Here is a 20,246-nt window from a genome sequence, read left to right as displayed (position 1 = left end):
CCTTTGGTTAGACATAAGAAAACATAATACTATCTGATACAAATTCTGCGTCTAACTCTTCTAATACTTTTGCTGTCCATTCTGTTGTGGAAAGTGCACGTTTTCCTTTTACTTGTAAATCACTTGTGAAATTTCCATCATTTAAGACATTAAATACAGCTTCTTCCACTGCCGCCGCTTCCGTCTCCATGTGGAAAGCTTCACGAAGCATCATAGCTAGGGAAAGAATGGTTGCTGCTGGATTTGCTTTGTTTTGTCCTGCAATATCCGGTGCCGATCCATGGACTGGTTCGTATAAACCGAAACCATCTTCCCGTGTACTTGCAGATGGTAACATTCCCAGTGATCCTGTGATAACAGATGCTTCATCACTTAAAATATCGCCAAACATATTTTCCGTTACAATCACATCAAAATCAGCAGGTTTTGTAATCAATTTCATCGCAGTCGAATCCACCAACATATGCTCCACTTCTACATCTGGATAACCTTGTTTTTTCTCTTCTACGATTTCACGCCATAATTTACTTGTGTCTAAAACATTTGCTTTATCAACTGAAGCAAGTTTTCCTCTGCGACTTCTGGCAATTTGGAAGGCAGTATCCACAATACGCTCAATTTCAGCTCTCGTATATACGAGCGTGTCTAGTGCACTGTCCTTCGATTTCTTACGTGGTTCGCTGAAATATAAACCTCCTGTAAGTTCGCGTACAATGACCATATCCACATTTTCTGCTACTTCCTTTTTAAGAGGAGAAGCATCCAGTAATGCTGGAATAGCTTTGACAGGGCGAATATTTGCATAAAGTCCAAAATGCTTACGAATGGCTAATAATCCTTTTTCCGGGCGTAAATGAGATGGATTTTGATCCCATTTTGGCCCACCGACTGCACCTAAAAGGATGGCATCACTTTGACTACATTTACTAATCGTTTCTGCAGGAAGTGGATTTTCACAAGCATCAATTGCTGCTCCACCGATTAGTGCGTATTGCAGATGAAACGTATGGTTATAGTGTTTTGCAATAGCTTGAAGCACCTTGACTGCTGCTTCCGTTACTTCTGGACCGATTCCATCTCCAGGTAATACCGTTATCGTTTTTTCCATCCCACTCACTCCCGTTATTTGTCTAGACTCCAGGCGCCAGCCGCTCGAGGTCAAATGTGAAATTACTGCTCCTGCGCAAGCTCGTCGCAAACAAAAGCGTTTGCGGTGGCTGAAGAGCTGCCTCCTGGGCCCGCACGAAGCGGGTCATGTCTGCTTTGCCACAGGATGTGGCGCACTTTGCAGACCTACCTCATTCCCCATTTGCTTGCTCCTGCGCAAAGCTCGTCGCAGAAGAACTCTGTCGCGGCTAATCCGGCGCCTTCCGCTTTTCCTAATTTATTGTGTTACCGCTTCTCGTTGCTCTTGATAATGTGCTTTTACTATCTGGCGATTAATCGCGTTCAAATACGCTTTTGCAGAAGCTTCTAATACATCTTGGGAAGCATTGCGACCCGTGGAAATAACATCATTAAAACTTAAGTTAATAACTGCTTCGCCAAGTGCGTCTCTTCCTTTCGATACGGAAGATACACGATAATCAATAATATGAACTTTCCCGTTCACAAGCTTTTCTAGTGTATTGAAGATGGCTTCTACTGATCCTGCGCCTGTAGAAGAGACAACTTCCACGTCACCAGATGGTGTTTTCGCTTGAACCGTTGCAGTAGGAATATTAGATGTACCATATTGCACTTGCACGCTTTCTAATTCATACACTTCTGCTTCAGAAGTTTGGACTTGTTGATCTGTTAATAAAACAAATAAATCTTCCTCTGTAATCTCTTTCTTACGATCTGCTAACTTTTTAAAGGCAACAAAAGCTGCATTTAGCTTTTCATCACTTAAATGGAAGTCCATTTGTTTTGCACGATCAAAGAATGCATGACGACCCGAATGTTTTCCAAGTACTAGTTCTGTCGCTACATCACCTATTAAATCAGGTGTGATGATTTCATACGTTTCAGGATTTTTCAACATACCATCTTGGTGAATACCAGATTCATGTGCGAATGCATTTTTCCCAACAATAGCTTTGTTTGGTTGAATAACAACTCCTGTTAACTTGCTAACAAGCTGACTTGTGCGTTTCGTTTCTTTTAACACAATGCCTGATTCTGCTTGGTAATAATCGTTTCGAATATGTAATGCTACTGCAATTTCTTCTATTGCTACGTTTCCAGCACGTTCACCAATTCCGTTAATCGTTCCTTCTATTTGCGTTGCACCATTTTCAATTGCTGCAAGCGTGTTTGCTGTTGCTAATCCTAAATCATCATGACAGTGTGCAGACAGCTTCACTTTTTCAATACCCGTTACATTTTCACTTAAATATCTGAATAAAGAGCCGTACTCAATTGGAGAAGCATAACCCACTGTATCTGGAATATTAATCGTTGTTGCTCCAGCTTTAATTACTTCATTCATAATACGAACTAGAAAGTCACGATCCGAGCGGGTTGCATCTTCTGCTGACCACTGGACAAGTGGGAAATACTTTCTTGCTAATTTCACCGATTCTACTGCAATTTCAATCACTTGCTCCGGTGTTTTATTCAACTTATATTGCATGTGGATAGGAGATGTGGCGATAAACGTATGAAGATGCGGTTGTACCCCACCTTTTAACGCTTCCCAAGAAGTTTCTATATCACTTTTAATGGAACGAGCCAAACCTGTCACAATCGAGTTTTTTACGGTGCCAGCAATTTGTTTGACAGCCTCAAAGTCTCCAGGAGAAGAAGCAGGAAATCCTGCCTCTATGATGGAAACTCCGTACTTCTCAAGCTGACGAGCAATTTCTAACTTTTCTTGTGTGTTTAGGTTTATCCCTGCGGATTGCTCTCCATCACGTAGCGTTGTGTCGAAAATATCAATTTTGCGCACTGGTCACCACTTCTTTCTTGACTTGTTTTTTCCCTTCATTGATAAATGGCATCATTTCGCGAAGTTTAGCCCCAACCACTTCGATTTGATGTTCCGATTCCGCTTTTTTGATGGCATTGTATTTTGGACGATCTGTTTCGTTTTCTTTGATCCATTCTCTTGCAAATGTACCGTCTTGTATGTCCGTTAATACGTCTTTCATGCGATCTTTAACGGAAGCATCAATGATACGTGGACCTGATACGAAATCTCCCCATTCAGCTGTATCCGAGATAGAAGAACGCATCGTAGCCATTCCTCCTTCGTACATTAAGTCAACGATTAGTTTTAATTCGTGTAATGTCTCGAAGTATGCAAGCTCCGGTTGGTATCCAGCTTCTACTAACGTTTCAAAACCAGCTTTTACGATTGCAGTTGTACTACCACAAAGTACTGCTTGTTCTCCAAAAAGATCCGTTTCTGTTTCTTCTTTGAATGTTGTTTCAAGAACACCTGCACGAGCAGCTCCGATACCTTTTGCGTAAGCTAATGCAACATCTTTTGCTTGGCCAGAAGCATCTTGATATACTGCGAATAAACCTGGTACCCCTGCACCCGCCTCAAATGTTCTACGTACTAAATGTCCAGGACCTTTTGGTGCTACTAAGAATACATCGACATCTGCTGGAGGGGTAATTTGACCAAAATGGACGTTGAAACCATGAGCGAATACTAAAGATTTTCCTGCAGTTAAAGCGGGTTGAATTTCTGCTTCATATACAGCTTTTTGTCTTTCATCCGGTAATAAAACCATGATAACTTCTGCTTTTTCAGCAGCTTCTTTTACCGAATAAACTTCCAATCCGTCTTCTTTTGCTTGATCGAATGATTTTCCTTCACGAATACCAACAACTACGTTAAAGCCTGAATCTTTTAAGTTTTGTGCATGTGCATGACCTTGTGATCCGTAACCGATGATTGCGATTGTTTTATCCTTTAAAAGTCCTTCGTTGATATCTCCGTTGTAATACATTTTAGCCATTGTCATTTCCTCCTCGAATTTGGGTTTTTAAATATATGAAAGTATAAACTTTATTACTTATTTGCTGTCCAGCTTCAAACGCCAGCTGCTCCTGCGCATAGCTCGTCGCAATAAGAGCGTGTGCTCGAGGTCAAATGTCAGTTTACTGCGGTGGCTGAAGTACTGCCTCCTCGTAAACTGCCATTTGCTTGTCGCAGCTTAACGGCGTTTACCGCATTTCTTTATTGCAAAATAGATAACTGTGGTGTATTTAATTTCTGTGTTTCACGAACAAATGCAGTAACGCCTGTTCTAGTTAGCTCTTTAATGCCATAAGGCTTGAGCAAATCAATAAATGCATCAATCTTTTCAGGATGACCTGTCACCTGGAATGTTACGACATTTTTTCCGGTGTCGATGGTAGCAGCTCGGAACGGTTCCACAATACTATTGATCTCCGCTCTTACAGCTGGTGGCGACACGACTTTCACGAGCGCCAACTCCCGAACAACAATTGCCTTCTCTGAAATATCATTTACTTTTAACACATCTACTTGCTTTTGAAGCTGTTTTAACAATTGTTCTAGCTTTTGTTCGTCTTCCACATTTACGACAAACGTCATTTTCGAAATTTGCGGTTGTTCCGTATGCCCTACTGTAATGCTTTCAATATTGAACTGACGCTTCATGAGTAGGCCAGTAACTCGGTTTAAAACACCGCTTTGATTTAACACAGTTACCGTAATAATTCGTTTCATTCGGCCTTCACTCCAATCATTTCATGTAGTCCTTTACCTGGAGCAACCATTGGAAAGACACTTTCTTTTTGAACAACTCGACAATCGATTAATACTGGTTCATCCGATGCAAGCGCTTCTTTTAACTGCACTTTTGCTTCTTCATACGTTTCGATTTTGTAGCCTTTGATATCATAAGCTTCGGCAAGTTTCACAAAATCTGGTTGAATCGGCATTAGTGATTGCGAATAACGCTCTTCATGGAAAGTTTCTTGCCATTGTCTAACCATTCCAAGTGCTTGATTGTTCAAAATGATTACTTTTACGGGAATGCGCATTTCCTGAAGAAGCGATAATTCTTGAAGTGTCATTTGGAAACCTGCATCCCCAACAATTGATACTACTTTTGCATTTGGTTTGGCAATCTGTGCTCCAATAGCTGCCGGGAAACCAAATCCCATCGTGCCTAGCCCACCAGAAGTTACCCAGTTATGTGGTTGGTTAAATTTATAATATTGTGCAGTCCACATTTGATGCTGCCCTACGTCAGTCGTAACAACTGCATCTCCATTTGTGTATTCATGCACCAGTTGCAAAACTTGCTGTGGAAGCAAACCTCTCTCCTCACTAGCTTCATAGAATAAAGGAAACTGTTCTTGATTGACATGCAAGCTTTCTAACCATGCAGCAGTATTCCCATTTGGTGCATTTTGTTCAAGTAATGCAGTTAATGCTTCTTTCGCATCTGCTACAATCGGAATTTCAGTATGCACGTTCTTACCAATTTCAGCGGGATCTATATCAATGTGAATCACTTTTGCATTCGGTGCAAAATGAGCTAAGTTACCAGTTAAACGGTCATCAAACCGTGCTCCGACATTGATCAGTAAATCACATGTTTGAATCGCCATATTTGCTGTGTATGTTCCATGCATTCCTGCCATCCCTAAAAATAGTGGATGATTTCCTTCGATGCCTCCAAGCCCCAAAAGGGTATTTGTTATCGGGATTTGATATTTTTCCGCAAATTCTGCTAGTTGGTCAGATGCTTTTGCAAACAATACGCCTGCACCTGCAAGGATAAGTGGTTGGTTTGCTTTTGAAATAGCTTTCGCTGCTTTTTGTATTTGTAAAAAATTTGGTGTAGTCGTCGGTTGATAACCAGGAAGATTTACTTCATTCGTGTAATCTTCATTTGTAACAAAAATACTTGTTGCCATATTTTTTGGAATATCTACAACAACTGGTCCTGGACGACCTGTGGAAGCAATATGAAAAGCTTCGTTAATAATTCTAGGAAAATCAGCTACATCTTTTACTTGGTAATTATGTTTCGTTATTGGTTGCGTGATGCCGATTATATCCGCTTCCTGAAAAGCATCTGTCCCGATAACGGTAGTTGCAACTTGCCCAGTAAATACAACAAGTGGAATCGAATCCATCATTGCATCTGCAATTCCAGTTACGACATTCGTAGCTCCAGGGCCAGACGTCGCAATCACGACCCCTACCTTCCCTGATACACGTGCATAGCCCTCTGCCGCGTGGATAGCTCCTTGTTCATGACGAGCTAAAATATGTCGAATTGGATTTTTATGTAGCGCATCGTAAATCGGTAATACAGCACCACCCGGATACCCAAAAACTACTTCAACTTGATGCTGTTTCAATGTTTTGATAAAAACATCTGCCCCGTTCAATTGTTTAGGAGCTTCAGCCGTTTCGGGCTCTTCATACATTTCAACTGTTTCTTCAACGGTTACCTTCATCATCATTTCCTCCTTTTTATTCAAATCGTCCAGTTTCATAACTTATAAATATTGACCATTAGGAACTTTTTGAAGATAAAATCCAATAAATGGCTGAACAAGACAAACCTAGGGATATATTAAGGTTTTCTGAGATACTCCACAGATTTTCTGAGATACTCTGGGGTTTTCTGAGATACTCCCCGGAGGATTTTGCGCTTAATCTATAAAAAAGAAAAGAATTTCTCCCCACACAAAGAAACCTTCGTTCTTTTGTATAGGGATGAAATTCTTTTCATGGTACCACCCTAGTTCGTAGCGCAACCGCTACCTCGCAGACAACTAGCAAAAGCCAGACATCCATTTATAACGAGAGTAGCGTTTTACTACACCCGGAAGCATCTAAAAGGTTTCCCGTTCAATACTTCACTCCGAGGGGATGTCGCTAAAGGTTGTATTGCCGGTTCCCAGCTTTACCGGCTCTCTGTAAATACAAGTTTCCTCTAACTTTTGCCTCATCAATGATTTATACTATTATGTTATTTAAGTTCACTTTGGCGTCTAGATCTTCATAACCCCACCTGTGCTTGCAGATGTGACGAGCTTCGAATATCTTGCTAAATAGCCTTTTTTAATTTTTGGTTCAAATGGTTGTAAGTTTTCTTTTCTTGCAGCTAATTCTTCTTCGCTAACTAGTAACTCGATCGTTCTATTTGTTAAATCAATAGCGATAATGTCATCGTTCTCTACTAATGCAATTGGTCCGCCATCTGCAGCTTCTGGAGAAATATGTCCAATGGAAATCCCTCGAGATGCGCCGGAGAATCGACCATCTGTTATGAGTGCCACTTTCGTTCCTAACCCGCGACCTTGAATGGCTGACGTTGGAGCAAGCATTTCAGGCATCCCTGGTCCACCTTTCGGACCTTCGTAGCGAATGACTACTACATGACCTGCTTGCACAGTTCCATTATCAATTGCTTCCTGTGACGCTTCTTGTGAATCAAACACAATTGCTTTCCCAGTAAATTCTTTAATCGAAGGATCCACAGCCCCTACTTTAATTACTCCGCCTTCAGGAGCAATATTACCGAAAAGGACGGATAAGCCACCTACAGGACTATATGGATTTTCTTTTCTGCGTATGACTTGATCATTTGTAATCTCTGATTCTTTCACATTCTCATAGAGTGTTTTACCTGTAATCGTTAAGCGATCCGGGTGAACAGCTCCTGGAATCTCACAAAGTTCTTTTATAATAGCGCTGACCCCTCCTGCAAGATGTACATCGTGCATGGAGTAATCTGAAGCTGGCATTATTTTGGATAAGTAAGGAATTCTTTTCGCTACTTCATTTATTTCTTTCACGTCGTATTCAATTTCTGCTTCATGCGCGATTGCTAGCGTATGGAGAACCGTATTCGTTGAACCACCCATTGCCATATCAAGCGCAAATGCATCATCAATCGTTGCTTTTGTAATCAAATCTCTCGGCTTTACATCTTCTTTAATCATTCGCACTAAATGATGTGCAGCTTCTTTTATGAGGCGATGACGTTCATCCGATGTCGCCACGATCGTACCGTTACCCGGTAATGCGACACCGAGCATTTCCATTAAAGAGTTCATCGAGTTCGCTGTGAACATCCCTGAACAGGAACCACATGTTGGACATGCATTTTGTTCGATATCGAGTAGTTGCTCCGCTGACATAGATCCATTCTTATAAGAACCGACCCCTTCAAAAACAGAGGTTAAGGAAAGTTGTTTTCCGTCAGCTGACGTTCCAGCTTCCATCGGACCACCCGAAACAAATACAGAAGGGACATTCGTTCTTACTGCCGCCATCAACATACCTGGTGTGATTTTGTCACAGTTTGGAATGTAAAACACCCCATCAAACCAGTGTGCGTTAATAACCGTTTCCGCAGAGTCTGCAATCAATTCACGACTCGGAAGTGAATACCTCATCCCGATATGCCCCATTGCAATCCCATCATCCACTCCAATCGTGTTGAACTCAAATGGAATACCACCGGCTTCACGAATGGCCTCTTTCACGACTTCCGCAAACTTATTCAAATGCATATGCCCTGGAATAATATCAATATAAGAGTTACAAACACCAATGAATGGTTTATCTAAATCCTTTGTCTTTACTCCAGTCGCATAAAGTAAACTACGATGAGGAGCTCGATCAACGCCCTTTTTAATCATGTCACTTCTCAATTTCAATCGCCCCTATACTTACCGTTTATGTAGCGTGTAATTTTAGATTTCCTTTTAATTTTCGATTGTGAATTTTCTCACAATCTTTTATATATTGTTGCTATCATATCGCCTTTAAAATGGGGAGTCAATACCCTTTTTTAAAATAATCAGTTAGTTTCGAATATTCTTTTATCGTGTAATCGCTTACATTCGCGATATATCGCATTTTGTATGCTGAAAAATAATTGTGAACATTTTGTTAAAGTAAATGGGAATAGAAAGTTAAGTAGGAACATATGGGAGACGAGAAAGAGTGGAGCGAAGTTTATATTGGAATTTTTTTGCGAATCGCAAAATTATGGCCGCTAATCGCAAGTTCATTACCCCGTAGCGCAAGATCAAAGCACAATTTCACCTTGTCGACCGCATTTCGCAAGTTGGTTAACCCGTAACGCAAATTCAAGTTCGCGTAGCGCAAGATCAACTCTCTATATCGCAAATTCAAAGTACAATTTCACCTTATCGACCGCATTTCGCGAGTTCGTTACCCCTTAACGCAAATTCAAGCTCGCGTAGCGCAAGATCAACTCTCTATATCGCAAATTCAAAGCACAATTTCACCTTATCGACCGCATTTCGCAAGTTCATTACCCCGTAGCGCAAATTCAAGCTCGCGTAGCGCAAGATCAACTCTCTATATCGCAAATTCAAAGCACAATTTCACCTTGTCGACCGCATTTCGCAAGTTCGTTACCCCGTAGCGCAAATTCAAGCTCGTGTAACGCAAGATCAACTCTCTATATCGCAAATTCAAAGCACAATTTCACCTTGTCGACCGCTTTTCGCAAGTTCATTACCCCGTAACGCAAGATCAACTCTCTATATCGCAAATTCAAAGCACAATTTCACCTTGTCGACTGCATTTCGCGAGTTCGTTACCCCGTAACGCAAATTCATCTATCCATCTGCCTCGAATTAATAAAAAAGACCCTTTCTCAATTACGAGAAAGAGCCGATTACCAAATATTTGGCTTTGCAACCATGAACCAAAGCATGATTAGTAAAATGAAAATATACTGCCATAAAGAAAGTCGCAACTTTTGAATTAGAACATTCGAATCTATTATCCCTGCATAGAATTGTCGAATTTTCGGCTTAAATGCCTTTGCAAGAAAAACAATTGAGCTGATCATCACAACAATCGTCATGACTACCCATGACGTAGACCATGGCCAACTCCCTTGCCACATTAGCAGAATTCCAGATACAACTAGCACATGTCCCGCATGCTTCACGATTCTGATTGCAGCTTGAAAAACTTGTATTTGCGAAACAAGCACTTTCCCATTTTTCCCTTTCATTTGATTTATTACAGCAAAAAGAACAAAGAAAGGGCCGATAGAAAGAATCGCACTTATTATATGAATGAACAATATTATTTTGTACATAGAATTTATCACCTACGCTTATTATACGGTATTCCATCGTCTCTTATTGTGTCTAATAGAGGAAAATAGAGTGCTATGCCTAATATTTTGTTATTCGCAACTTAATCTTCCATTCTCGCAATATAGACTTACTTACGCGCAACTTTTTGGCGGTTACTCGCTACAATTCTGACGCTTACTAGCAACATTATCTCTCCCTCTCAATATATGAATAGGCAATATCTATTTCCACGTAAAAACGCCATCAATTCACATATCACGAATTGAGGGCATTTCTTAATAAGTAAATTAGATTTTAAAGTGACTTACATTGTTTTGAAGAATTTCTGAAAGATCTGATAATGACTGTGCATTTGCAGTTATTTCTTCATTCGCGGCAAGCTGTTCTTCGGTAGCTGCACTTGTATCATTTGCGCCGTCTGCAGCCATTGCAGCAAGGCGTTGAACTTCGAGTGACCCCTCAGATACGGATTCCGCCATGGCTTGAATTTGCTCGATCGCTGCGGAAACAGATTCCACTCTGATGCCAACTTCTCCAACTGCTGTTTCGATTTCTTTAAATACGTCCATGGATTCATTTGTTTTCGAAAGTCCTTCGTCCACTTTAACTTCACCGTCTGTGATTGCTTTTACCGCATCACTAGAAGCTGAATGAATGAGTTGAACCATTGAAGCGATTTCTGTTGCCGATTTTTTCGATTGCTCTGCAAGTTTACGCACTTCTTCTGCAACAACAGCAAATCCTTTCCCATACTCACCAGCACGTGCTGCTTCGATAGCTGCATTTAAAGCAAGTAAGTTCGTTTGTTCGGAAATAGCTGTAATGAGCGAAGTAATGCTTTGAATTTCATCCGAGTGCTTCGCCATATTATTCATAATAATCGTTGTGTCTACAAACGTTTTATGAATTGTATTCATTTGGGTAGCTACTTCTTGCACTACTCCTGAACCTTTTTTCACTAATTTTTGGACATCATCTGCAGCATATAACATTTCTTCATTGCTTATAGAAATTTGTCCAACTCCCTGAGTCAATTCAGTCATCGCTTGGACAGAAGAATTCATATGTCGCACTTGTTGTTCACTTGTTACCATTTGTTCCTCGGCTGACTTTGCCACCATTTGAGAAGAGGCTAAACTTTCCTCTGAACTCGCAGACAGTTCTTCTGCATTCGAAGCAAGCTGCATGGAAGAATCTCTTACACTCGCCACAATCGCTCGAAGATCATTGGACATCATATTGAACGCAGTCGCCATTTCACCGACTTCATCTTTGTTTTTGATGATAATTTGTTCAACTAATAAATTCCCATTCGCAATCTCTGCCATTCCAGCAGTAACTCTTTTAACTGGACGAGAAATACTTTTATTAATGAAATAAGCTAATACAATTCCTAACAAAATAGCTAATAAAGTTATTCCTATAAAAAAAATGGTGACAGCTTTCGCATAACTATTAATTTCTTTTCTAGTTTTCTCCATATCATCATTCAAAAATTGTTTGATGTCTCCTAAAATTTTCAACTCTTCATTACTAATAGATTTCGCATCTGAAGAGAGTTTACTAATACCCATTGTGTCATTTTTCTCTTTTGCTAAAATAATCTCTTGATTTTTTGCGGCAAAGGTAGCTAACTTTTTATCGAAACTATTCATCAATTCTATTGTATCTGGTGAGAAAAGTTTTCCTCTCAGTTCCTTTGCTAGATTCTCGGTAATTTGCAAATTCTCTGTTATCCCTTTTTTCGAAGCGTCTGTAGTAAACAATAAATACTCCATTGAACTTTGAGTCATATTTTTTTGAGAAATCTCAATTTCCTTCATTAGGTTTATTTTCACTACGCGATCATCCAATAGAAATTTATATTTATTACTACTATCAGAGATCGTTAAAAGGGCTAAAACTACCATGATAATCATTATTATTAAAATAGAAGAAAATCCCATCCACATTTTTTTACCTATTGACCATTTCATATATAACCCCTATTCTTTAATTTTCACTAACGGAGTACAATCGTTTGTACCCAACAAAATGTTCCTTCCAATAAATAGAATCTAATTTTGCCTTCTCCACGCCTTTAGTGCCTGCATGAATAAATTCATTATTACCTATGTAGATTCCCATGTGGGAAATCCCTATGCCATATGTATTCTCAAAAAACACTAAGTCTCCAACAACCGGATTTGTAACAGTAGCACTATTAGCAAAATAACTTTCGCTACTTTGACGACTAATCTTCAATCCAGCTTGAGTATAAACAAAGTAAATAAATCCACTACAATCGAAACCAGCCATAGTAGTTCCTGCATTCAAATAAGGGATGCCTTGCATACGTTCTGCAAAATTTCCAACTAAATGATAAATTGCTTGTCCACTTAAAGATAGTTGTTTTGCTTCATCAAGTAGAGGACCAGGACTTGTAATAAGTTGTTCGGCTTTTACTTGAACCGGTTTCTCAACAGTTTGTGGTTTAACCGGTGAAACAGGTTTCGTAGCTACAACCGTTTGCGGTGGTTTAGTTGATGTCTTAACAATTGTAGGCTTTTGTATAATTAATTTTTGCTTCACAAAAATACTATCTTTCGACAACTTATTCCATGTCAACAAGTCGATCACGGTTATCTTATATGTTTTGGCAATACTGGATAAAGAGTCCCCTTTTTTTACTTCATATAACGTGTTAGCACTTGCACTGGCTGTCGCTGCGAACGAGAACATTAGTACCGTTACTAATAGCACTTTTTTAAACATATAGACCCTCCTTCTAATTTACTAGTACGTTAATGATAACATTAATCTATTAATATCTCACTACTATTTTTGTGAAAGATATTGCCCAGGAAATATGGTTTATTTGCAATTAATCGTAGTAGAAGAGATTTCCCCCTTCGCAATCTAGTTTCAAATAAAATTACCGTCCCACTAAATCCTTTTACGAGAAGTTAATATTCAGCAAATAGTTACTAAAAAAATACTCACTTAGTGTTTTTCAGTTCCTTCACTTACTAAAAGTAGATTCAAAAAAGGTCTTAATATAATTCTTCTATTTTTTTGATTTTCAGCGGCTTTGAAAAATAAAAACCTTGGAGTTCGTGACACCCTAACATTTTAAGTTTTTCCCATTGCTCGATTGTTTCTACACCTTCACTAACCACTCTTAACGAAAGTTGCTCTGCAAGATTAATAATTGTCCTTGTAATGCTTAAACTCTTATCATCACTTTCAATTTCTTGAATAAACTGACGGTCAATTTTAATTTCTTTTATAGGAAAATGTTGCAAATAAACAAAAGCAGAAAAACCTGTGCCAAAGTCGTCTATGCTAACTGAAAATCCCAACTCATTTAAATAATGAATTCGTTCCTTCACTGTTTCATATTCCATCATCGCAACGCTTTCCGTAATCTCAATAACTAGTCGACTTGGCGAAACTTTGTAATAATCCACTTGGCTCAACAAGTACTTAGGAAAGTCATTATGCAAAAAATGCCGAGATGAAATATTAATGGAAATAGTGTACTGTTTGCGATGTCCTTTATCCCACAATGCTAATTGTTTCAATGCCTGTGTAATAACCCACTCACCGATCGGTATTATTAATCCTGTCGATTCTGCAATTGGGATAAATTCCATCGGTCCTCTAATACCGAGTTTTGGATGATTCCACCTAATAAGCGCTTCGAAACCAGCAATTGATCCATCCTCGCAGTTCACTTTTGGTTGATAATATAGTTCGAACTCATTGGATTCTATCCCTTTCCGAAGGTTCATCTCGGTGTGCAAATCATTCGACATCGATGTATACATTTCAGGTTGGTAAAAAGTTTGTGCATTTCTTGAAAATTTCTTTCGTCCATTATTTAAAGCTATTTGTGCTGCATTTAAACAAGCTTTCGCGTTATTTCCATGCTGTGGGAATTGGCTGAAACCAATAGAATAGGTTAAATATACTTCTTGATCACCGACCATTATTTGCCTAGCTAGCGCCTCGTCAGCCTTTTCAAAATATCGCTCTCCCATTTGCGGCTTATTAGCTGTATCAAAATAAACGGCAAAATGATCAAAACCGATCCTTGCAGTTAAGTAAGGTGCAGGAAATAGCGTTTGAATTCGCAGCGCTACCTCTTTTAAAACTTCATCCGCTCCATCAATTCCTAGTACATCTTGAATATCTTGAAAAAGATCTATTTTAAGGTAGATAAAGTAGGTATCCATTGTTTCATCAACTTTTGTCATTCTTTCCGTTGTTTCTTCTAAAAAGGAAGTTAAATTTCGAAGGCCTGTCAAAGCGTCTACCATTGCAAGCCTTTTATATGATTCTCTTTCCACTAATAGCATAATAGAATGAACAATTGATGGCAGTACAAATAAATCATCATCTAACCATTCTCTCCTGGTCGAGTAACGAATACTTAATACTCCATGAAAGTCTTTCTGATCAGTAAGTTTAAACTCTAACCAATTAGAATGCGTAGATATTGGAAAAATTTTCTCGTCCATTTGCTCTGCAGACCAAAAATCCGCTGCCTTCATTAATTCGAAGTAGCTTGGATATTCTTTTTGATGCACCTCTGAAACTTCATCCTCCATTTGAATAGAAGAAGCGATTTTAGTAAGTGTAGAGCAATCACTAGAAAGCGTCCAAATAGACACTTGATCCACTTCTAAGAGCATCGACGATTTGTGACAAACTTCACATAGAGCTTCATGTAAAGATAGATTATGCATTTGGCCCATTTCCAACATTTGATCAAGTCTCTTCCGGTTCTTATCGCTATCTACTATTGAGTTTACTAAAGTATTCATATTACGAAATACCCCCTTCCTTTTGAAGAATATATTACCACAATTATAAACTAAATTTATTAGAATAATAAGTCTAATTGTATGAATTTGTAGAATAGTGAGTATTTATGTAAAATATGCATCCATTTTAATCTGGTGAATCGAAAATTGGATTATAAGAGAGAAGTTTTAAATATAGAAAAAAGCTCCAAGATTTTGATTATCTTGAAGCTTTACGATTAAACTTGTGTAAGTTCTATTAGAAGTGGTTTGATCTTTTGACGCCATTGTTCAAATGCAGGATATAGAAACTTGGATACTATCTCTTGTTTCTCTTGTGATTTTTCAAATAAACCATCCATTTTATCAGCCGCTAAAACAACTTCATCAAAAGAATTTATCGCTTCAACAATGGAAGTATTATCTTGAAATAGGACGGACAAATCTTGATTTACCTGTACAATTCGTACAAAGGCAGTAAAGATATCACTAAGTACCAAGTCACCTTCTGTTTTAGAGTAATCTTGAAAACTAGCCAATACATATTGGAAGCCTTCCTCGATAGATTCTAGCATTTCACGATATTGATGGACTAGTTGTAAATGTTCTTCTATGAAAGTTGACATGTTGTAGACTCCCTCTAAAAAACCGGCAAAGCATTTGCTAGATCACGGTTTGCATACTAATTTTTCTTATCGTAAAATGTGCCATCTCGATATACTTGAGCATAAGGATCCATATAGGCATGTACGGACACTTTTTTCTTTTGTTGTTCTGTAATATTGAGGCGAATGTCATTCATAAACAACTTCAATTTTTCTTGAAGTGCTGCTTCTAATGGGAGTAGGTCTTTCCCAAATGCTTCTTCTTCATTAGTAAAAGGTGCTTGAATGGATGGCTGCAAGGCATCTCGTTCATCTAACAACTTCTCCATTTGTTCAATCACGGCATCACGCTTTTCTTCATCTCGCACATCCAAAATGCGAACTAAAAGTTCTGTCGCATTTCTCCAAGTCTTTAGACTATCCCGAATCATACTTCACCTGTGGAGCCATATTGTTTTTGACGATTAATTTGAATAACTTGCTTCCAAGTATCACGAAACTCCGTCGTATATCCAATCACTTCATCCACTTTAGCTGGATCGTTTTGAATATTAGCTTCCACTAAACGATTAAGCATATATTCATATAAAGCAACCAAGGATTTTGAGATAGGTACAGACATATCAAGCGTAATCATCAGTTCACGCAAAATATTTTGTGCTTTTTGGATATTTGTATTTTTTAACTCTATATCTTTTGTTTCTATACCTTTTTTCGCTTGGTTCAAAAATTTTAAACAGCCATTATACAACATGAGTGTCAACTCGCCAGGAGTAGATTGAGTCACACTATTTTGTTGATAGGCTTTGTATGGATTATTTACAGCCATGAAAACACTCCTCTTTTTGTAACGCTTGTACCGTAATTATTGTTGTCCGCCGCCAAATGCATTCATTAAATAGCTGGATTGGTTATTCGCACGAAGAATTGCAGATTCCATCGCGGAGAATTGTTTGTAATAGCGACTTTCTATCATTTGAAGACGACTTTCGAATTTCGAAATTTGATCATCAAAACCTTTTAATGTACGCCCTAGAGCAAACGTCGTGCTGACAGCAGAATCCGTACCCGCTTTTTCGATGACTTGTTTTCGCGTACTATCTAACGTTGCAACTAACTTTCGGGCCAATCCCTTATCTGCGTCGGTCGGACCATCTGCGGCAAAAAGGTTATACACTTGATTAGGGTCTTCCGATATGGCCTTCCTTAACTCTGCTTCATTAATAACTAATTTGCCGTTTTCCAAATAGCTAGATGAAGTAGAAATACCAATATCATTTAACATTTTCGCACCTGCAACGCCACCAACCGCAGCATTTAGATCAGATCGCATTTTGTTAAGTGCGTTTGAAATCGTGCTATCGTTTTTTAGCGTGCCACTTTTTGCTTTTTCATCCCAAAGTTCAATTTCTTTTTCTTTCATATCTGTTTTTTGTTCCGTTGAAAGAGGTTGAAAATCCCTATACTTTGTTTCACGAATCTTACTGTTTAGGTTTTCGATTAACTTGTTATATTCGTCGACAAATTTAGTTACGGATTCAAGAATCTTATCCGTGTCTGGTGCTGAACTGAAAGTAATGTCTGATTTACTCGCTTTTTTCAAGGACACTTCAAAGCCGTTGATTTGGAATGTGTTGGACTGACGTTCCGTTTTTAAACCGTTGAAGATGAAAATGGCGTTTTTACCATCCGAAGGTTTAACTTTATCCATCTTCAAGAAATTATTAGTATCTCCTTCAATAACTATTTCCGGTGGGTTAACTAGAACATCTCCATTTTGATCTAAAGTATTTGGAATTTCCCCACTATTTTTTGCTGTAAATGCTATCTTTCCAGTGAATGAATCATAAAATGTATTGACTCCTGTGTTTTTATTAATATCATCTAGAACGCTTTGCATAGTTGAGTTTTCATCAATTTCCACTTTTTTTGAGTCTAGCGTCCCATCCTGTTTGATAGCTTTAATAGTAAAAGATGATGGGACAGTCACTGAGGAATTATTCTTTAGTTTCTGACTCAAATCAGCATTTGCAGCAAGAACTCTTTCTGAGCTTTGTATAGTAGCTGCTTCTGCAAGTTGCTGTACATTTATCTTCCCAGTAAAATCACTAGTCGAACTTACATTACGTACACTTACATCGTCAGGTGCTGAGCTAGTTACTATCTTTTTTATATAAGTCGATTGACGAAGCATTGTATCGCTCGTTAAATTTCGAAAATCAAATATCTTTTTATTGATAGAGCGATAATCATCTCGTTGCCACTCCATGTATTGCTTCTTTTGCATGATTTTATTTAACGGCAAACGCTGTGCCTTCATTAAATCCTTAATCATCGACTCCGTATCCATACCACTTGCTAAACCAGTAATACGCATGAAATCACCAACCCTTATATTTTTTTATCTACAAAAAGCCCCATAAAATCCTGCATCGCTGCGTACATATCTAGCATCTTCTTTGATGGAATTTCTCGAACTACTTCATCCGTTTTGGAGTTTATTAACGTCACATAATACGTATTTAGCTTTTCATGATATTTAAAACGTAGTTCCGTATTAGTTGTCTCTAAAAACTTGTTCATACTATCTGTCATCTTCTTGGCTTTTTCAGCAGGTAAAAAATCTTGCTCTGCATTTCCCTTTGAATCAGAAGTGTGAGCAGAAATAAAAACAACCGGCTCTTCAAATGACTCTCCCTCAACTACTTTGGATGTCATATTAAATGGAACGGATATAGCAGAATCCGTTATTCGATTAACCATACAAATCGTGCCCCCTTGATAAGTACATGCCTTAGTTTATATATCGGTTATAGACAAATGTTATTAACAACCTATTGACATAAAGTTGTGGTTTTTGGTTGCAGGAGCTATTTATCATCAGTTAAACAAATATATTAGGAGAGTGAGAATAAAATAGGGATGAACTTTATCGGGGGTAATCTAAAGAGAAAAACTTTACGGGGGAAATATGATTGCTTATGCTTTGCTTTCTATTGAAACTGAATTGTAGCGTATTGTCAGAATAGTGTAGAATAGTTTCTAACACAGGGACACGTTAATAAAAACACGATCCTAGTATAGGACCGCGTTTTGTAAACCAGATTAAAGTAATAATTGAAGTATGCCTCATGTTATTGGTTGGCTTGCTTTGCCGGTATGTCGTTCGATTATAGAATAGACTATATCTTCATCCTCAAGTGGGACATGTAGGGGTTGGACACTTCGAACGTCTGATGGACGCACTACGGATTTCATCGCCATGGTTTAGCAGTTAGAATTGTGTTAATACCTGGCACCTTACATTATTTACAGTTTTTTGCGAAAAGAATAGGGGTAACCCTTGTTCAGTATAGAGAAATATATTTAATGTACTGGTAGTGAATTGTAGTCTATTGTCAGAATAGTGTAGAATTGTTTCTGACACAGTGGTCGACCCCCTTATAATGGACACATAGAGTGTTATAATTGTGTAAATACAACCATCTGAGAGGGGCATGATCATGAACATTCGTAAGAAAACAAAAAAACGTCAACTCACATATGAACAAAAGTTATTTGCAGTAAATGAAGTACGTCTGAATAAACGTAACAGGCAAGATGTCGCGGACGAACTGGAAATTCATATTAATTCATTGACAGGGTGGCTGAAACTTTACAGAGAACATGGTGAAGATGCACTTCTCTCACACTATGAGAAATCAGATTTGATTGAACACACTGCAGAACTAAATAGATTAAGAGATATAGAAAAGAAGTACAAGGAGCAATTGATACAAAATGAAATCTTAAAAAAGTTCCAGGCCTTTCTCAAGGAGAACGAAAAAAGAAGTGCTTCGAAGCCATTACGGCCTTGAGAAAGGATTATCCAGTAACTACACTTTGTAAAACATTAAAAGTATCAACCAGTGGATATTACAACTATATGGCACAACCTCAAAAGTCTCTTTCTGAGCGGATCAAATCGATATTACGGTCATCCAAAGCTTATATGATTTTACTGGTGGCACCATTGGCGTGAAAAGAATTGCTGGTGAACTGAAAGCTAACCACGATCATGTAATTAATCACAAGCGTGTACAGCGATTAATGAATGAGATGAATATTAAATCTAAAATTCGAGTTAAGAAGTACTTCCAATCTAAGAAAGATGCACAATCTGACCGGGTATATCCAAACCTTCTTAATAGAGATTTTGATGCTTCGCTGCCCAATCGTAAATGGGTTACCGATCTATCTGAGATTACAGTGGAAGAAGATAAATTTTACGTTTCTGCAATCATGGATCTTTGTAATCGAGAAATTATTGCATTTGAAATGAGCGATAGTCCAACTGCAAACCTGGTAGAAACTACTGTTAAACAAGCAATGAAAACTAGAAAGTTGCCCGACTTAACAAACGTAATCATTCACTCTGATCAAGGAAGTGTCTATAAGTCTTTTAAGTATAAAAATCTTGCCAAGAAACTTCACTTTTCACCAAGTATGTCTCGGAAGGCAAACTGCTGGGATAACGCTGTAATTGAGAGCTTTTTTTCGCAATTAAAGACAGAATTCCCGCACTTGTATGCGACAGATAATGCCAAACAGGTAAAGAAAGATTTACTCTTATACATTGCATATTTTAACGAAAACCGTGGTCAAAAAAGACTGGGTTATTTAAGTCCAACTGCTTATTTAAAGTTAAAACATTCAGCTAGCTAATGCACAATTCTACACTGTCCATAAAATAGGGGCTAGACTACAGGGACGCGTTTTCCCAGGGACGCGTTTTCCA

General features: G+C 38.4%; 17 protein-coding genes. 2 read left to right on the top strand and 15 right to left on the bottom strand.

Annotated elements, in window-relative coordinates; genetic code table 11:
* Positions 1–7: 7 nt before the first annotated feature.
* The 15 genes from leuB to flaG form a co-directional block, all read right to left on the bottom strand.
* On the bottom strand, positions 8–1,108 hold the full coding sequence (gene leuB, locus ACEPXG_RS04860) for a 3-isopropylmalate dehydrogenase (RefSeq protein WP_391208054.1): 1,101 nt from the start codon (positions 1,106–1,108) through the stop codon (positions 8–10).
* Positions 1,109–1,384: 276 nt separating this feature from the next.
* Positions 1,385–2,932 carry a 2-isopropylmalate synthase gene (locus ACEPXG_RS04855; protein WP_391208052.1) on the bottom strand — a complete coding sequence of 516 codons (1,548 nt, stop codon included), beginning with the start codon at positions 2,930–2,932 and terminating at the stop codon, positions 1,385–1,387.
* The gene (gene ilvC / locus ACEPXG_RS04850; protein ID WP_391208051.1) at positions 2,919–3,953 is read right to left on the bottom strand and encodes a ketol-acid reductoisomerase; all 1,035 of its coding nucleotides are present in this window, start codon (positions 3,951–3,953) and stop codon (positions 2,919–2,921) included. The genes ACEPXG_RS04855 and ilvC overlap by 14 nt, the downstream gene beginning before the upstream one ends.
* 221 nt (positions 3,954–4,174) lie before the next feature.
* Positions 4,175–4,690, bottom strand: a complete 516-nt coding sequence (gene ilvN, locus ACEPXG_RS04845; protein ID WP_391208049.1) for an acetolactate synthase small subunit — start codon at positions 4,688–4,690, stop codon at positions 4,175–4,177.
* Positions 4,687–6,444, bottom strand: a complete 1,758-nt coding sequence (ilvB, locus tag ACEPXG_RS04840) for an acetolactate synthase large subunit (RefSeq protein WP_391208047.1) — start codon at positions 6,442–6,444, stop codon at positions 4,687–4,689. The genes ilvN and ilvB overlap by 4 nt, the downstream gene beginning before the upstream one ends.
* Positions 6,445–6,978: 534 nt before the next feature.
* On the bottom strand, positions 6,979–8,646 hold the full coding sequence (gene ilvD, locus ACEPXG_RS04835) for a dihydroxy-acid dehydratase (RefSeq protein WP_391208046.1): 1,668 nt from the start codon (positions 8,644–8,646) through the stop codon (positions 6,979–6,981).
* A 998-nt stretch (positions 8,647–9,644) separates the two neighbouring features.
* Positions 9,645–10,076, bottom strand: a complete 432-nt coding sequence (locus ACEPXG_RS04830; protein WP_391208044.1) for a hypothetical protein — start codon at positions 10,074–10,076, stop codon at positions 9,645–9,647.
* Between the two features lie 288 nt (positions 10,077–10,364).
* Positions 10,365–12,053 carry a methyl-accepting chemotaxis protein gene (locus ACEPXG_RS04825; protein ID WP_391208042.1) on the bottom strand — a complete coding sequence of 563 codons (1,689 nt, stop codon included), beginning with the start codon at positions 12,051–12,053 and terminating at the stop codon, positions 10,365–10,367.
* 16 nt (positions 12,054–12,069) lie between these two features.
* Entirely contained in the window at positions 12,070–12,831 is a 762-nt protein-coding gene (locus tag ACEPXG_RS04820) for an NlpC/P60 family protein (protein WP_391208040.1), read from the bottom strand.
* 278 nt (positions 12,832–13,109) lie between these two features.
* A complete protein-coding gene (locus ACEPXG_RS04815; RefSeq protein ID WP_391208038.1) occupies positions 13,110–14,885 on the bottom strand; it encodes a putative bifunctional diguanylate cyclase/phosphodiesterase in 1,776 nt (591 codons plus the stop codon).
* A gap of 218 nt (positions 14,886–15,103) precedes the next feature.
* On the bottom strand, positions 15,104–15,490 hold the full coding sequence (locus tag ACEPXG_RS04810) for a hypothetical protein (RefSeq protein ID WP_391208037.1): 387 nt from the start codon (positions 15,488–15,490) through the stop codon (positions 15,104–15,106).
* 56 nt (positions 15,491–15,546) lie between these two features.
* A complete protein-coding gene (locus ACEPXG_RS04805) occupies positions 15,547–15,900 on the bottom strand; it encodes a hypothetical protein (protein WP_391208035.1) in 354 nt (117 codons plus the stop codon).
* The gene (fliS, locus tag ACEPXG_RS04800; RefSeq protein ID WP_391208033.1) at positions 15,897–16,298 is read right to left on the bottom strand and encodes a flagellar export chaperone FliS; all 402 of its coding nucleotides are present in this window, start codon (positions 16,296–16,298) and stop codon (positions 15,897–15,899) included. The genes ACEPXG_RS04805 and fliS overlap by 4 nt, the downstream gene beginning before the upstream one ends.
* A gap of 36 nt (positions 16,299–16,334) precedes the next feature.
* Positions 16,335–17,846, bottom strand: coding sequence for a flagellar hook-associated protein 2 (locus ACEPXG_RS04795; protein ID WP_391208031.1), 1,512 nt, complete (start codon positions 17,844–17,846; stop codon positions 16,335–16,337).
* A gap of 14 nt (positions 17,847–17,860) precedes the next feature.
* Positions 17,861–18,232, bottom strand: coding sequence for a flagellar protein FlaG (flaG, locus tag ACEPXG_RS04790; RefSeq protein WP_391208029.1), 372 nt, complete (start codon positions 18,230–18,232; stop codon positions 17,861–17,863).
* Between the two features lie 740 nt (positions 18,233–18,972).
* Between flaG and ACEPXG_RS04785 the strand changes: the two genes are divergently transcribed.
* Positions 18,973–19,326, top strand: a complete 354-nt coding sequence (locus ACEPXG_RS04785; RefSeq protein ID WP_391207689.1) for a transposase — start codon at positions 18,973–18,975, stop codon at positions 19,324–19,326.
* Positions 19,327–19,486: 160 nt separating this feature from the next.
* Positions 19,487–20,173, top strand: coding sequence for an IS3 family transposase (locus ACEPXG_RS04780; RefSeq protein WP_391208028.1), 687 nt, complete (start codon positions 19,487–19,489; stop codon positions 20,171–20,173).
* The last annotated feature ends 73 nt before the right edge of the window (positions 20,174–20,246 follow it).

This window comes from Psychrobacillus sp. L4, assembly GCF_042944905.1.
Taxonomy (GTDB): Bacteria; Bacillota; Bacilli; order Bacillales_A; family Planococcaceae; genus Psychrobacillus.
This window is presented reverse-complemented; position numbering and strand designations above follow the sequence as displayed.